The 14026-nt window shown below is 64.8% G+C and carries 16 protein-coding genes; 5 read left to right on the forward strand and 11 right to left on the reverse strand.

All coding sequences use genetic code 11. The annotated features are described in order from the left end of the window. Positions 1–185 precede the first annotated feature (185 nt). Positions 186–935 carry a bifunctional 2-polyprenyl-6-hydroxyphenol methylase/3-demethylubiquinol 3-O-methyltransferase UbiG gene (gene ubiG / locus FJ986_RS25945; RefSeq protein ID WP_140513840.1) on the forward strand — a complete coding sequence of 250 codons (750 nt, stop codon included), beginning with the start codon at positions 186–188 and terminating at the stop codon, positions 933–935. A 6-nt stretch (positions 936–941) separates the two neighbouring features. Here the strand turns inward: ubiG and FJ986_RS25950 are convergent, their stop codons facing one another. Beyond that, on the reverse strand, positions 942–1856 hold the full coding sequence (locus FJ986_RS25950) for a DMT family transporter (protein WP_140676306.1): 915 nt from the start codon (positions 1854–1856) through the stop codon (positions 942–944). A 98-nt stretch (positions 1857–1954) separates the two neighbouring features. On the opposite strand from FJ986_RS25950, the gene FJ986_RS25955 reads away from it, so the two are divergent. Then, positions 1955–2440, forward strand: a complete 486-nt coding sequence (locus FJ986_RS25955) for a MarR family transcriptional regulator (RefSeq protein ID WP_140558165.1) — start codon at positions 1955–1957, stop codon at positions 2438–2440. A gap of 4 nt (positions 2441–2444) precedes the next feature. Here the strand turns inward: FJ986_RS25955 and FJ986_RS25960 are convergent, their stop codons facing one another. Genes FJ986_RS25960 through FJ986_RS25975 form a run of 4 tightly spaced genes read right to left on the reverse strand, consistent with a single transcriptional unit; the run spans position 2445 to position 4835 of the window. Further along, complete coding sequence (locus FJ986_RS25960; protein ID WP_140500920.1) at positions 2445–2870, reverse strand: DUF1178 family protein; 426 nt, start codon at positions 2868–2870, stop codon at positions 2445–2447. Next, positions 2867–3727, reverse strand: coding sequence for a carbon-nitrogen hydrolase family protein (locus FJ986_RS25965; protein WP_140500919.1), 861 nt, complete (start codon positions 3725–3727; stop codon positions 2867–2869). The genes FJ986_RS25960 and FJ986_RS25965 overlap by 4 nt, the downstream gene beginning before the upstream one ends. Positions 3728–3737: 10 nt before the next feature. Further along, a complete protein-coding gene (grxC, locus tag FJ986_RS25970; protein WP_140513844.1) occupies positions 3738–4007 on the reverse strand; it encodes a glutaredoxin 3 in 270 nt (89 codons plus the stop codon). 27 nt (positions 4008–4034) lie between these two features. Further along, positions 4035–4835 carry a ComF family protein gene (locus FJ986_RS25975; RefSeq protein ID WP_140500963.1) on the reverse strand — a complete coding sequence of 267 codons (801 nt, stop codon included), beginning with the start codon at positions 4833–4835 and terminating at the stop codon, positions 4035–4037. A gap of 65 nt (positions 4836–4900) precedes the next feature. Between FJ986_RS25975 and FJ986_RS25980 the strand changes: the two genes are divergently transcribed. Then, positions 4901–5773: a methyltransferase domain-containing protein gene (locus FJ986_RS25980; protein WP_140558160.1), complete on the forward strand. Its 873-nt coding sequence runs from the start codon at positions 4901–4903 to the stop codon at positions 5771–5773. A gap of 27 nt (positions 5774–5800) precedes the next feature. On the opposite strand, the gene FJ986_RS25985 is transcribed toward FJ986_RS25980, so the two are convergent. The 5 genes from FJ986_RS25985 to argJ form a co-directional block, all read right to left on the reverse strand. Continuing rightward, complete coding sequence (locus FJ986_RS25985; RefSeq protein WP_140500916.1) at positions 5801–5980, reverse strand: Flp family type IVb pilin; 180 nt, start codon at positions 5978–5980, stop codon at positions 5801–5803. A 109-nt stretch (positions 5981–6089) separates the two neighbouring features. After that, complete coding sequence (locus FJ986_RS25990) at positions 6090–6404, reverse strand: hypothetical protein (RefSeq protein ID WP_140658244.1); 315 nt, start codon at positions 6402–6404, stop codon at positions 6090–6092. Between the two features lie 145 nt (positions 6405–6549). Next, complete coding sequence (locus tag FJ986_RS25995) at positions 6550–6972, reverse strand: (deoxy)nucleoside triphosphate pyrophosphohydrolase (protein ID WP_140625586.1); 423 nt, start codon at positions 6970–6972, stop codon at positions 6550–6552. An 8-nt stretch (positions 6973–6980) separates the two neighbouring features. Next, entirely contained in the window at positions 6981–7733 is a 753-nt protein-coding gene (locus tag FJ986_RS26000; protein ID WP_140500961.1) for a GNAT family N-acetyltransferase, read from the reverse strand. 29 nt (positions 7734–7762) lie between these two features. Next, on the reverse strand, positions 7763–9004 hold the full coding sequence (argJ, locus tag FJ986_RS26005) for a bifunctional glutamate N-acetyltransferase/amino-acid acetyltransferase ArgJ (protein ID WP_140500913.1): 1242 nt from the start codon (positions 9002–9004) through the stop codon (positions 7763–7765). A gap of 392 nt (positions 9005–9396) precedes the next feature. On the opposite strand from argJ, the gene FJ986_RS26010 reads away from it, so the two are divergent. After that, entirely contained in the window at positions 9397–9996 is a 600-nt protein-coding gene (locus tag FJ986_RS26010) for a TetR/AcrR family transcriptional regulator (RefSeq protein ID WP_140513847.1), read from the forward strand. 63 nt (positions 9997–10059) lie between these two features. Here the strand turns inward: FJ986_RS26010 and FJ986_RS26015 are convergent, their stop codons facing one another. Next, complete coding sequence (locus FJ986_RS26015) at positions 10060–10977, reverse strand: peptidylprolyl isomerase (protein ID WP_140500911.1); 918 nt, start codon at positions 10975–10977, stop codon at positions 10060–10062. 259 nt (positions 10978–11236) lie between these two features. Here FJ986_RS26015 and secA point away from each other — a divergent pair, with 259 nt between their 5' ends. Beyond that, the gene (gene secA, locus FJ986_RS26020) at positions 11237–13969 is read left to right on the forward strand and encodes a preprotein translocase subunit SecA (protein WP_140500910.1); all 2733 of its coding nucleotides are present in this window, start codon (positions 11237–11239) and stop codon (positions 13967–13969) included. The last annotated feature ends 57 nt before the right edge of the window (positions 13970–14026 follow it).

Consider the following 14026-nt stretch of genomic DNA (forward strand, 5'->3'; position numbering starts at 1 on the left):
TTCGCACGCCGCCGCTTTTTTGTTTCGGCCGAGGTGCTCCCTGAGCTGACACGTCCTGACAGGGCGCCGCCGGCAATAGAGGGCGCTTGTCGGCGGTGCCGGCCTCGCACTGTCAGCAGGCGAAAATGCAGCCTTGACTTTCCCTCCCCCACGCCCGACTTGCTAGCGTCCGAGGAGACCAATCGATGCCAGAGCCCCGACGATCGACGATCGATGCCGGAGAAGTGGAGCGCTTTTCCGCCCTTGCCGCCGAATGGTGGAACCCGAACGGCAAGTTCCGGCCGCTGCACAAGTTCAACCCCATCCGGCTTGCCTACATACGCGACCAGGTGGCAACGCGCTTCGGCCGCGATCCGCGCGCGGCACGGCCATTCGAGGGCCTGCGCTTTCTCGACATCGGTTGCGGCGGCGGCCTGCTGTGCGAGCCGATGGCGCGGCTTGGCGCCGAAGTGGTCGGCGCCGATGCTTCCGCCACCAATATCGAAGTGGCCAAATTGCACGCCGCCGAAGTTGGCGTGACGATCGACTACCGCGCCACCACGGCCGAGGACCTGGCCGACGCCGGCGAAAAATTCGACGTTATCCTCAATATGGAAGTGGTCGAGCATGTCGCCGACATCGACCTGTTCGTCGCCAAATGCGGCGAGATGGTCAAGCCCGGCGGCATCATGTTCGTGGCCACGATCAACCGCACGCTGAAGGCGCTAGGGCTGGCCATCATCGGTGCCGAATATGTGCTGCGCTGGCTGCCGCGCGGCACTCATCAGTTCGGCAAGCTGGTGCGCCCGGAAGAGCTGGAAAAGGCGCTCGGCGGCGCCGGCCTGACCGTCATCGACCGCACCGGCGTCGTCTACCACCCGCTCGCCGACCGCTGGCAGCGGTCGAAAGACATGGACGTCAACTATATGGTGCTGGCGGAAAAGGGCACGGTCTGAACCGGCTCACGCCGCCTGACTCTGCGCCCTCGCGCTGGTCCCGCTTTGCGCCTTGGTGGTGATAAACACGCCGGCCGTGATGATGACAGCGCCTGCCCAGGTCAGCAGCTGATAGTGCTCGCCGAGGAAGATCGTGCCCGCGAACAGCCCGACGGCCGCCGCCACATAGCCGATCTGGCTGAGATAGACCGGGCCGCCCACCGCCTGCAGCCGGAAGAAGAAGGCAAACATTGCCGAAGCCGACGCCATCTGCGCGACGACCACAGGCGGTACCGCGCCCAGCGGAACAAACGCTTGCCAGCCGAAAAGCGTCAGGATGCCGAGGAGAAGCAAGGTCGCCGACGCCAGATGGCTGCCCACGGCAAGCTCGATCGGGCCGGTTCCTTCGGGCCAGTCGACGGTGCGGTAGATGTTGCCCGCGGCAAGGCTGACCGGGATCAGCAATCCGATCGTTACCCAGAAATAATCGGCCGGTTGGCCAGCTTCGCCGCGGGTAAGCGCGACCATGACCGCACCGATGAAGCCGACCGCAATGCCGATGACGCCGAGCAGGTTGGGGCGCCGAACGCCAAGCAAGATCGAGAACACGAGCGTGATCACCGGCGATAGCGTGAACATGATGCCCGTATATCCCGCGCCGAGATGCGGGATGGCCGAAAACATCAAGAGGTTGGGAAAGGCATAGGACACCGCCGCCGTGACGAAGAAATAGCGCAGCTTGCGCGCCGTAAGCTTGATGCGCTCGCCACGCCACAGGAGAGCCAGCAACAGCACGCCGCCGGCACCGAGCGAGATGACGAAGGCCCAGACCATGGCCGGAACGCCGGCGGCGGTCGCAAGCTTGCCGAACGGCAGCGTCAGGCCAAGCAGGGCGCCCGTCACGACCAGCAGGCCAAGCGCCGAATCCCAGAGAAATTTCATCTGATGGTCCTCGTCATCGTCGCCGGCACTTGGCCGCCACTTCATTTTCCGATAAGATAACGAAAAGATTCTTAACGTCAAGATACATGGCAGAATAGATGGACAGGGCGGCAAAGGCGATCGAACAATGGAACAGGGAGCGGCCGGACCTTGACGTCTCGCCGATGGGCGTGATCGGGCGGTTGAATGAAGCATCCTCGCTGATTGCCCGCGAGCGCCTCGCGCCGTTGTTTGCGCGCTATGGATTGCAGGCCGGCGAATTCGACGTGCTGGCGACGTTGCGCCGCTCGGGCGCGCCCTACGCGCTGACCCCGACCGCCCTTTACGAGGCGACGATGGTGACCTCGGGCGCCATGACCAACCGGCTCGACCGGCTCGAAACCTCAGGGTTGATCGTGCGCGGTCCGCACCCCAATGACCGGCGCGGCATCGTCGTGCGGTTGACTGAAAAAGGTCTCGCTTTGATCGACGAGGCCGTTACGGCCCACGTCGCCAACGAGCACGAGATTCTTTCCGGCCTGACGCAAGCCGAACGGGAAACGCTTTCGCGCCTGCTTGAAAAATTGATCGGCAGCGTAAGCTGACCGCTCAGTTCCGATCCTCCGGAAACACTGGGATCGGCATGAACTCGACGCCGTCCTCGGCCAGGCTCTTGGCCTCCTCCAGCGTCGCCTCGCCATAGATGCCGCGCGGGTCGGTCTCGCCGAAATGGATCTTGCGCGCTTCCTCGGCGAATTTGTCGCCGACGTAATCGGCATTCTCGCGAACCTTCTCGGCCATTGCCTTCAGTTGCGCCAGCGCCTGCTTCTGCGCCTCGCCCATGGCGAGCGCTATCGTTTCCTGCTTGCGCGCCGTCGACACGGCCGGCGCCATCAGGGCTTTCTCCACCTTGTGCGAGCCGCAGCTCGGGCAATCGACGAAGCCACGCTTCTTTTGCGTGTCGAAATCGTCATTGCTGCGGAACCAGCCCTCGAACTCGTGCTCGTTTTCGCAGATCAGGGAGAAGCGGATCAAGAGGCCGCTCCCCTGAGACGCGATGTCTCGGACGAACCGGCATTGACAGCGAAATCCCGCGCATTTTTCAGATTGGGGATCTTCTTGCGCGCCGCCAGCGACTGCGCCGGGTCGATCTCGGCGACGATCACCGCCGGCTCATTGTGCGCCGCCTCCGCGATGACGCGGCCCCACGGATCGACGATCAGCGAATGGCCATAGGTTTCGCGGCCGTCCTCGTGAAGGCCGCCTTGCGCAGCGGCCACGACATAGGCGCCGTTCTCGATGGCGCGGGCCCTGAGCAGCACGTGCCAATGCGCCTCGCCGGTTTGGCGGGTGAAGGCGGCGGGCACGGAAAGCAGGTCGGCGCCGGCTAGCGCCTCGGCGCGGAACAGTTGCGGAAACCGCAGGTCATAACAGACGGCAAAGCCCAGCTTGGCGCCTTCGATGGTCGTGACGACCGCCTCCGTGCCGGGCTCGTAGGTCGCGGATTCGCGCCAGCTCTCGCCATTGTCGAGATCGACGTCGAACATATGGATCTTGTCATAGGAGGCGAGCGTGGCGCCGTCCGGACCGAACAGCAGCGCCCGGTTGGCGAGCTTGCCGTCGGCGCGCAGGATGGCGGTCGAGCCGATATGCAGGTGGACGCCAAGTTCGCGGGCCAGTCGGCGGGCGGTCCCGACGATGATGTCCTTGTCCTCTGAGGTGAAAGACGCGGCCTTCTTGTCACGCACCAGCGCTCCGGTCATTTCCGGTGTCTGAATGTAGGTGGCCCCCTGGCCGGCTGCTTCGCGCACCAGCCGCTCGAGCTCGATTGCGTTGCGCTCTGGCCTCTCGCCCGAACGCATCTGGATCGCGGCCGCCTTGAAAACACCCATCGTCATATCCTCAATTCGTCGAACCATTGGCGAGCAACTTGTCCAGCCGGCCTTGCGCCTCCAGCTCGTGGAGGTCGTCGCAGCCGCCGACATGCGTGTCGCCGACGAAAATCTGCGGAAAGGTCGTGCGGCCATGGGCGCGGGAAATCATCTCCTGGCGCAGTTCCGGCGAAAACGACGCGTCATGCTCCGTATAGGCGACGCCCTTGCGCTCGAGCAGCCGCTTGGCGGCCGTGCAGTAGCCGCACATCATGCGTGTATAGATGGTGACGTCGACCATGACGAATTTCCACTGTTTGTTGCCGACTTATATAGTCGTGGACTCGTCGGCCCGAAAGTCCCCCGGCAGCACGCGTGCGAAGGTCAGCACGTCGACCGCGCCGGCCCCTGCTTTTTTCAGCGCCTTGCTGGCGGCGCGAACCGTGGCGCCCGTGGTGTAGACGTCGTCGATCAAAAGCACGCGGCGGCCGGCGATCTCGATTTCCGCTTCGGCAGGCACGCGAAAGGCGGCCCGCACATTCTCCTCGCGGTCCTTGCGCTCCAGCCCGACCTGCTGGCGCGTGAGCTTGACACGCCGCATGGCCGAGGGTGCAAAAGACAGGCCGCTGAGCTCGCAGACCGCCCTCGCCAATTCCGCCGACTGGTTGAACCGCCGCCTGAAGAAGCGACGCCAGTGCAGCGGGACCGGCACCACCACATCCGCCTCGGCAATGAGGTCGGCGCCGGCGCGCAGCATCCAACGCGCCATCCACGGCGCCAGGTCGGTGCGATCCTGGTATTTCAGCCCCTGCACCATCTGGCGGGCGACGCCGGAATAGGCGACGGCCGCCCGCGCCCGCTCGAAGGGCGGCGGATCGGCGATCGCCTCGGCCGACAGAAAGCCCTCACCCATATGGTGGGTGAACGGCGTGCCCATCACCGGGCACCAGGGCCGCTCCAGGAGGCGCAGTTTCGGCCAGCAGGCGCCGCACAGAACGCCGGGCTGCGAGACATGCCTGCGGCAGCCGGCGCAGACAGGCGGGAACAGGATGCGCGCCGGCCAGTTCGCCGCCGACCGTGCAAGGTTCCTGATGTCCAGAGGCTTGATCTTGGGCATGGGATCGGCCACGTGGTGGGTGCTGTGCGCCACTATATCAACTCCATCGGGGAATGGACAAACAAGGATCTGCCCGTTTGCTGCCGATAATGGACACCTCACTGTGGCTGGCGCACAAGCGGCGCGCGCTCGATCATCCGGTCGGCGGCGCGGATTTCCTGATGCGGCGCAGTGCCGACGACCTTGCCGACCGGCTGGGTGCCGTGGAGCGCAGGTTTAGCAGGGCAGCGGTGCTGTTTTGCCAGACGTCGGCCGCAGCCGACATCCTCGCCGCGAGCGGCAAGGTGGCGGACATCGTCCGTGTCGAGGCGGATGCGGCTTTCCTGGGCGATTCCGCCGGCATGGTCGCGCCGCTGGAAACCGTGCCCTTCGAGCCGCAAAGCCTCGACCTGGCGGTGTCGCTCCTGTCGCTGCAGGCCATGAACGACATTCCCGGCATGCTGGTGCAGATCCGCCGTGCGCTGCGTCCGGACGGGCTTTTCCTCGGCGCCTTCGCCGGCGCCGGCACGCTCGGCGAATTGCGTGAAAGCCTGCTGGCGGCCGAGACCGAGCTTCACGGCGGCGCCAGCCCGCGCGTCATTCCGTTCACCGACGTTCGCGACGCGGGAGCGCTGCTGCAGCGCGCCGGCCTGGCTCTGCCGGTCGCCGATGTCGAGACGGTGACGGTGCGCTATGACAGTCTTTTCAACCTGATGGCCGATTTGCGCGCCATGGGCGAAACCAGCGCGCTTGCCGATCGCAGCCGGCGGCCGGGCACACGCCAGCTGTTCGCCCGCGCCGCGCAAATCTACGCCGAGCGGTTTTCGGATCCCGACGGCCGCATCCGCGCAAGCTTTTCGATGGTCTGGATGTCCGGCTGGGCGCCCGATGCATCGCAGCAAAAGCCGCTCAAGCCGGGTTCGGCCAAGATCTCGCTGAAGACTGTGTTGGAGCAGCCCAAGGGGCAATGACAGTGTCCGCGGACGCGGACAGCCAGATCAGGGTGCGAAAGCGTTGGCAAGCCTGCTGCCATTGTCGCTGAACAGCCAGGTGATCGCGTTGAAGACCTGGCTGATGCCGCCGACGATCGTCAGCGACAGTACGGCGACGATCAAGCCGTATTCGACGGCCGTGGCGCCCTTTTCATCGTTCAGGAAACGCAGCAGCACTGTTTTCATCACGTCGATCCCTCTTGCCGGAACCATACCGCCGACCTGTTAAGAAAGGTTAACGGCACAGGCTTAATAGGCGATGAAACCGCCGCCTCTGAAAATGTCTTGGACCCGATCAGCAGTCGCCGCTGGTCCGGCCGTCGGATCGGATGATGCAGACCGAATCGGGCTGCGGCTGAAGCACGCTGCGGCGCACCGTATAGGTATCGCGACGAGTAATCGAACCAGTGGCAGTCATGTCGAGACCGCTGGCAAAATTCCGAGCCGATTGCGAGCGCGCCTGGCTCTCGAGGAAGGGCGTTGCGATCAGGGCCAGCGCCACCGCGGCCGACCCGAACAGCAGCGTGACGCGCAGCACGCCCATGCCCGCATCCGCGGCGCGAAAACTGCGGTCGGGCCGGATCGAATCCCAATCCCTGTCTAGGCTCATGCTGTCGCTCCCCAGAAAATCGCCGGCACGGCCGCGACGAGGCAGCCTTGCATCAATTTTTCATGATGAGATAAATCTTCCATTAATGCTGGCTTATGCGCCCCGCAGCTCCGCTCAGCCACAGGCCGCTAGCGGTTCTGTTCGCCTACAGGAGGTCGATCAGGAACGGGATCAGCGGAGCGTCGGCCGGCGGCATCGGGTAGTCGCGCATCTGCCTGGGCCGCACCCATTTCAGCGCCTGCCCCTCCTTCGGCTGGGCGATGCCGCGAAAGCGGCGGCAGATGAAAAGCGGCATCAAAAGATGGAAATCGTCGTAGCTATGGCTGGCGAAGGTGAGCGGTGCCAGGCACGGGATGTCGGTCTCGATCGCGATCTCCTCATAGAGTTCGCGGATAAGGCATTGCTCCGGCGTCTCGCCGGGCTCGACCTTGCCGCCGGGAAACTCCCAGAGCCCGGCAAGCTGCTTGCCCTCGGGCCGCTGCGCCAGGAGCACGCGCCCGTCGGCGTCGACCAGGGCGCAGGCGGCGACCAGGAGCAGGCGCTTGCCGGCGATCGTCACATCATTCATGCCCGATTTCACCCATGAACAGGCGGCCGGCGGTAGTGGTAGCGATAGACCTCGTCGAAGCCGAGCGAATGATAGAGCGCCAGCGCCGGCACATTGCCGGCCTCGACCTGCAGCCAGGCTTCCCGCGCGCCGCGCAGCCGCGCCCATTTCAGCGCCGACAGGATCAGGTTGCGGCCGTGGCCCTTGTTGCGTGCCGACTTGTCGGTGGCGACCTCGAACAGGCCGGCGAGATCGCCGTCATGGACGCAGATCAGCGTGGCCAGTGGTTCCGCTCCAGCCTCGAGCGCGAACAGCCCGGCCTCGGGCTGGATGGCGCCGATGATCTCCGACAGGCCTGGCCGCAGCGACGCGTCCGAGCCGCTGACCTTGAGCGACGCGCCGATGAAGCGGCTGATGTCCTTCAACGGGATCTGGTCCATGGCGGCATCGAGCTGGGCATCGGCCAGCGGCAGCCGCATCACCAGCGATTCGTCGAACCGGCTCCAACCCTCGCGGTCGAGATGGCTGGCGAGATCCGGACCCGATAGCGGCGACATGCGGAAGGTCAGCGGCCTGCCATAGGCATCGAAACGACGGCTGGCGCGGCCGATGCGGTCGGCGATGTGCTGGGTGTCGCCGGGATCGAGCGGATTGACCGAATTCAGCCGCTTGGCCGGATGTCCGGCCGTCAGCCGCACCACCCAGGTGCCGTCATAATGGACTGCCGCCGCGGGCCAGGCGCGGAACCCGGCCGCCTCATAGCGGCGCACTGTCGCCAGCATGCTGGCCGGATGTTTGGAAACCAAGTCCGTCAGCTCCGGTAGTCGCCATTGATGGCGACGTATTCCTTGGTGAGGTCGCAGGTCCACACCGTCGCCTTGCCGCGGCCGATGCCGATATCGGCGCGGATGCGGATGTCGTCGCGCTTCATATACGCCGAGGTCGCTTCCTCCGAATAGGCCGGATCGCGCTCGCCCTCATGCGCCAGCCTGTTGTCGCCGAACCAGATCGACAGGCGGTCGCGGTCAGCCGGCTCGCCGGCCTTGCCGACGGCCATGACGACGCGGCCCCAATTGGCGTCCTCGCCGGCGACCGCGGTCTTGACCAGCGGCGAATTGGCGATCGAGAGTGCGATGCGCTTGGCCGAACGCGCCGATTTCGCGCCGGTAACGGTGACTTCGACCTGCTTGCGGGCGCCCTCACCGTCGCGCACCACTTGCAGCGCCAGCGACTTCAGCACTTTGCCGAGCGCACGGCGGAACGCCCCCAGACGGGCATCCTTGGGATCGGTTATCTCCGGCGCGCCGCGTTTGGCGGCCTTTCCGGTGGCGAAGAGCAGCAGCGTGTCGCTGGTCGAGGTGTCGCTGTCGACGGTCACCGCGTTGAAGGTCTTGGCCGTGCCGCGCGACAGCAGATCCTGCAGCACGGGGGCGGCGATCGGCGCATCGGTGGCGACGAAGGACAGCATCGTGGCCATGTCGGGTGCGATCATGCCGGCGCCCTTGGAAATACCGTTGATGGTGACATCGGTCTCGCCGAGCTTGACGGTCTGCGTCGCCACCTTCGGATAAGTGTCCGTGGTCATGATGGCCTTGGCCGCCTCGGTCCACAGGTCGGGCTTGCCGTTGCTGACCAGACCAGCCAGCAGGTGGCTGAACTTGGTTGTGTCAAGCGGCTCGCCGATGACGCCGGTCGAGGCCAGAAACACCTCGCCTGGCGTGCAGCCGGCAGCCTTGGCTGCCGCTTCGCCCGTCAGCGCGGTGGAGTCCCGGCCCTTCTTGCCGGTGAAGGCATTGGCGTTGCCGGAATTGACGACGAGCACCCGGGCCTTGCCCGCGGCAAGGTTCTGCCGGCAGAAATCGACTGGCGCCGAGGGGCATTTCGACTTTGTGAACACGCCGGCGACCGCCGTGCCGGGCTCGAAGACCATGGCCAGGAGATCGGTGCGGTTCTTGTATTTTATCCCCGCTTCGGCGGTGGCGATGCGCACCCCCTCGATCTCAGGCATCTTGGGGTATTTCTTCGGCGCGAGCGGCGAAATCGTCGTGGACATGGAACCTCGGACGGGAAAAATCGGCGGAGAAACGCCGGTTTGCCCGATACGGCGCGCCCGCGCAAGGCGTTTTGGTGGCGGCGTGAGAACCGGAATTGGCCTTGACCGGTTCGCAGCCGGCTCCGTTGCAGTTCGCTGGCACCGCCCGCCCTGCCCAGGTTGCGATCTCTCCCGAGGGCAGCTTCTGACCCTGGCCCTGGTATTTCTGGGAGCCGTTGCGACTCGGCGCGGGAGCGCGGGCAGAGTTGGTCAGCACCGATGGCGGCCTGCGCATCGTGCGGGGGGACATGGCAGGCAAAATGTCTCCTGCCTCAGCCGCCAAGAACGGGCCGTTTCGTTTCATCGCCGGATCACTTATATTGCCGGCCTAAACCGACGGCGAGGGCGACAGGATGGCCGAAGAGGCGGATACGGCGCGTAAATCCATCGGTGCGCGGCGCAATCCCGACAGCGCGGAAGCCATTCTCGATGCCGCCGAGGCGGTGTTGGTCGAGGCCGGCTATGCCGGCTTCTCGATCGAGGCCGTGGCGCGGCGGGCGCGTGCCGGAAAGCCGACCATCTATCGCTGGTGGCCGAGCAAGGCCTCGCTGCTGCTGGAGGTCTACCAGCGCCAGAAACGCGTCGATGTTCCCGATACGGGAAGACTGGAAGAGGATCTCGTCGGCTTCCTCAAGAACCTGTTCGCGCACTGGCGCGAGACGTCGTCGGGCAGCGTGTTCAGGTCGCTGATCGCCGAGGCGCAGTCGGACGAAACGGCGGCCGCGGCCCTTGCCGGCTATACAGGCGGGCGCCGGGCCCACACCGGCCAGATCATCGAGCGCGCCAAGGCAAGGGGCGAGGTCGCGGCCGATGTCGATCCGGCTGTGGCGGCTGACCTGGTGGCTTCCTATGCGTGGCGGCAGCTCCTGACCAACCGGCTCGACGAAGACGAGGCGACGATACGCAAGGTGGTCCGCTATCTCCTGCGAGGCATAGAGGGGCCCGACGGCTGAACTGACGCAAAAAGGGCGCGGCGCCCTTTGGCCACCGCGCCCCTTTTTCGAAACCGTTCTGGTTTACTTGGCGCTTTCCAGCGTATCGACGGCCTTCTTCAAATTGGCGTCGGGAATTTCGACCTTGGCATCGGCGCGCAGCGACTTGACCAGCGCGAAATACTTGTCGCGGATGACCGCCTGCTTGGCCTGGTCCTTGACGTCGTCGAAGGCCGGCGGCTGCTTGGTGCGCTTGTCCTCGAGCTTGATCACATGCCAGCCGAACTGCGACTGCACCGGCTGCTCGGTGTATTTGCCGACCTCGAGCGCGAAAGCGGCCTTGTCGAATTCCGGCACCATCTGGCCAGGTCCGAACCAGCCGAGATCGCCGCCACTGGTCTTGCCGCTCGGATCCGAGGTGTGCTCGTTGGCGAGCTTCTGGAAATCGGCGCCGCCGTCGAGTTGCTTGATAATCGCCTCGGCCTCTTCCTTCGTCTTCACGAGGATGTGACGGGCATGCACCTCGTTGACCGGCGGCGTGTTGGCGATCTCCTGGTCGTAGCGGGCGCGGATCTCGGCGTCGGTGACCTTGTCAACGACGCCCTTCTCGACCATCTCGCCATGCAGCGCGCGCTGCTGCAGGAAGGCCATGCGGCGCTGGAAATCGGGATCCTTGTCGAGACCGGTCGAGACGGCCTGGGCGGCCATGACGCGGATCTCGATTGCGGCCGAAAGCGCCGCGGCGCGGCGTTGCTCGGCCGGGAGTTGCGCGAACTGCTGCGACAGCTCGCCTTCGGCAAGCACGAGATCTGCTTCGGTGAGGGGTTGGCCGTTGACGGTGGCAACCACTGTATTCGGATCGACCGGTGCGGCCGGTGCCGCTGGTGGTGCCGGCTGGGCTGGTGCGGTTTCCTGCGCCATCAGCGGCGACAGGCAAAGAGCCGACAGGCCGACGGCCAGGCCGAGGCTGGCGAGCGACGCACGGCGGAACAACAAGGACATTAAGATGACTCCGATGAGGATGTGAAGGACGGGAGGCTTCCAGATCAGCCAGATTGTGGCCGAATTTGGCGCGACCGGCAGGGCCAGCGCGGCGTTGACATCAGTTGAGCCCCCTCTTATCTGTCCAACGACTTTGCGTCCAGAACCGTTTTCCGGGCGCTTTTTGCGTTGCCCGTATACAGGCGGCGCATTCACGTGGATTTGATGGGGCCGGCCGGCGCTCGTCTCAGTTTGAGAATTCTATCGAAAGGACCATTGGATGGTCAGTCTCGGCGGTCTCGCCCGTAAGGTTTTCGGCTCCTCCAACGACCGCAGGGTCAAGTCGACCCGGCCCCGTGTCGAGGCGATCAACGCCATGGAAAACGAGATGCGGGCGCTCTCCGATGCAGAGCTCGCCGGCCGCACGGAAAAGTTCCGCCAAGACATCGCCAACGGCGCCAGCCTCGAGGACCTGCTGATCCCGGCCTTCGCCACCGCCCGCGAGGCGGCGCGCCGCGTGCTCGGCATGCGCCCCTTCGACGTCCAGCTGATCGGCGGCATGGTGCTGCACAATGGCGGCATCGCCGAGATGCGCACCGGTGAGGGCAAGACGCTGGTCGCGACCTTGCCCGTTTATCTCAATGCACTGGCCGGCAATGGCGTCCACGTCGTCACCGTCAACGATTATCTCGCCACCCGCGACTCCGAATGGATGGGCCGTGTCTACAAGTTCCTCGGCCTCTCGGTCGGCGTCATCGTCCATGGCCTGTCCGACGAGGAGCGCCGCGTCGCCTACGCCGCCGACGTCACCTATGCCACCAACAACGAACTCGGCTTCGACTATCTGCGCGACAACATGAAGTACGAGCGCGCCCAGATGGTGCAGCGCGGTCACAACTACGCGATCGTCGACGAAGTCGATTCCATCCTGGTCGACGAGGCGCGCACCCCGCTGATCATTTCCGGTCCCCTCGAGGACCGTTCGGAAATGTACAACACCATCGACACTTTCATCATCCAGCTGCAGCCGCAGGATTATGAGATCGACGAGAAGCAGAAGACCTCCATCTTCACCGAGGAAGGCACCGAGAAGCTCGAGAACCTGCTGCGCGACGCCGGCCTCTTGAAGGGCGAGTCGCTCTATGACGTCGAGAACGTCGCCATCGTCCATCACGTCAACAATGCGCTGAAGGCGCACCGCCTGTTCCAGCGCGACAAGGACTATATCGTGCGCAATGGTGAGATCGTCATTATCGACGAGTTCACCGGCCGCATGATGCCCGGCCGCCGCTATTCGGAAGGCCTGCACCAGGCGCTTGAAGCCAAGGAGCATGTGGCGATCCAGCCGGAGAACCAGACGCTCGCCTCCGTTACCTTCCAGAACTATTTCCGCCTCTACAAGAAGCTTTCCGGCATGACCGGCACGGCGCTGACCGAGGCCGAGGAATTCGGCAACATCTACGGCCTCGAAGTCACCGAGATCCCGACCAACCTGCCGGTCATCCGCAAGGACGAGGACGACGAGGTCTACCGGACGGTCGAGGAGAAATACAAGGCGATCGTCAAGGAGATCCGCGAAGCCAGCGCCAAGGGCCAGCCGACGCTGGTCGGCACCACCTCGATCGAGAAGTCCGAGCAACTGGCCGAGCGGCTGCGCAAGGAAGGTTTTAAGGATTTCGAGGTGCTGAACGCCCGCCATCACGAGCGCGAGGCGGCGATCGTCGCCCAGGCGGGCAAGCCCGGCGCCATCACCATCGCCACCAACATGGCCGGCCGCGGCACCGACATCAAGCTCGGCGGCAATGCCGAGATGCGCATCGCCGAGGAACTGGGCGACATGCCCGAAGGGCCCGAGCGCGAGGCGCGGGAAAAGGAAATCTATGCCGACGTCGAGCGCCTGAAGGAAAAGGCGCTGGCTGCCGGCGGCCTCTACGTGCTCGCCACCGAACGCCACGAGTCACGCCGCATCGACAACCAGCTTCGTGGCCGCTCCGGCCGCCAGGGCGACCCCGGCCGCTCGAAATTCTTCCTGTCGCTGCAGGACGATCTGATGCGCATCTTCGGCTCCGAGCGCATGGACGGCATGTTGCAGAAGCTCGGCCTCAAGGAAGACGAGGCCATCATCCATCCCTGGATCAACAAGGCGCTGGAAAAGGCGCAGAAGAAGGTCGAGGCGCGCAACTTCGACATCCGCAAGAATCTTCTGAAATATGACGACGTTTCCAACGACCAGCGCAAGGTCGTGTTCGAACAGCGCATCGAGCTGATGGACGGCGAAGGCCTGTCGGAGACCATTGCCGAGATGCGCGAAGGCGTTATCGACGAGATCGTCGCCAAGGCCATTCCCGAGAACGCCTATGCCGAGCAGTGGGATGTCGCCGGGTTGAAGGCCGAGGTCGCCGAGTTCCTCAATCTCGACCTGCCGATTGAGGAATGGGTCAAGGAAGAAGGCATCGCCGAGGACGACATTCGCGAGCGCATCACGCAAGCCGCCGACGCCGCCGCCAAGGAGCGCGCCGAGCGCTTCGGGCCCGAGGTGATGACCTATGTCGAGCGCTCCGTGGTGCTGCAGACGCTCGACCATCTGTGGCGCGAGCACATCGTTAATCTCGACCATCTGCGTTCGGTTGTCGGCTTCCGCGGCTACGCCCAGCGCGATCCTTTGCAGGAATACAAGAGCGAGGCGTTCGAGCTGTTCCAGGCGATGCTGGGCAATCTGCGCCAGGCCGTCACCGCGCAGCTGATGCGCGTCGAACTGGTCCGCCAGGCTGCCGAGGCCCCGCCGCCGGAAGCCCCCGACATGTTCGGCACGCATATTGACGGTACCACCGGCGAGAACGATTTCGAAGGCGGCGAAACCGCCCTTCTGGTGCGCCAGGAAAGCAACGCCATCGTCGCCCCCGAAGACCGCGACCCCAACAACCCCGCCACCTGGGGCAAGGTCGGCCGCAACGAAGCGTGCCCCTGCGGCTCCGGCAAGAAATACAAGCACTGCCACGGCGCTTTCGCGTAAGGAAAACCTGCAGGGCTCACATTCCCGGATTTCTGATCCGGGCGAGATTCCTACGTG

The sequence above is a fragment of the Mesorhizobium sp. B1-1-1 genome (genome assembly GCF_006442955.1).
Lineage (GTDB): Bacteria > Pseudomonadota > Alphaproteobacteria > Rhizobiales > Rhizobiaceae > Mesorhizobium.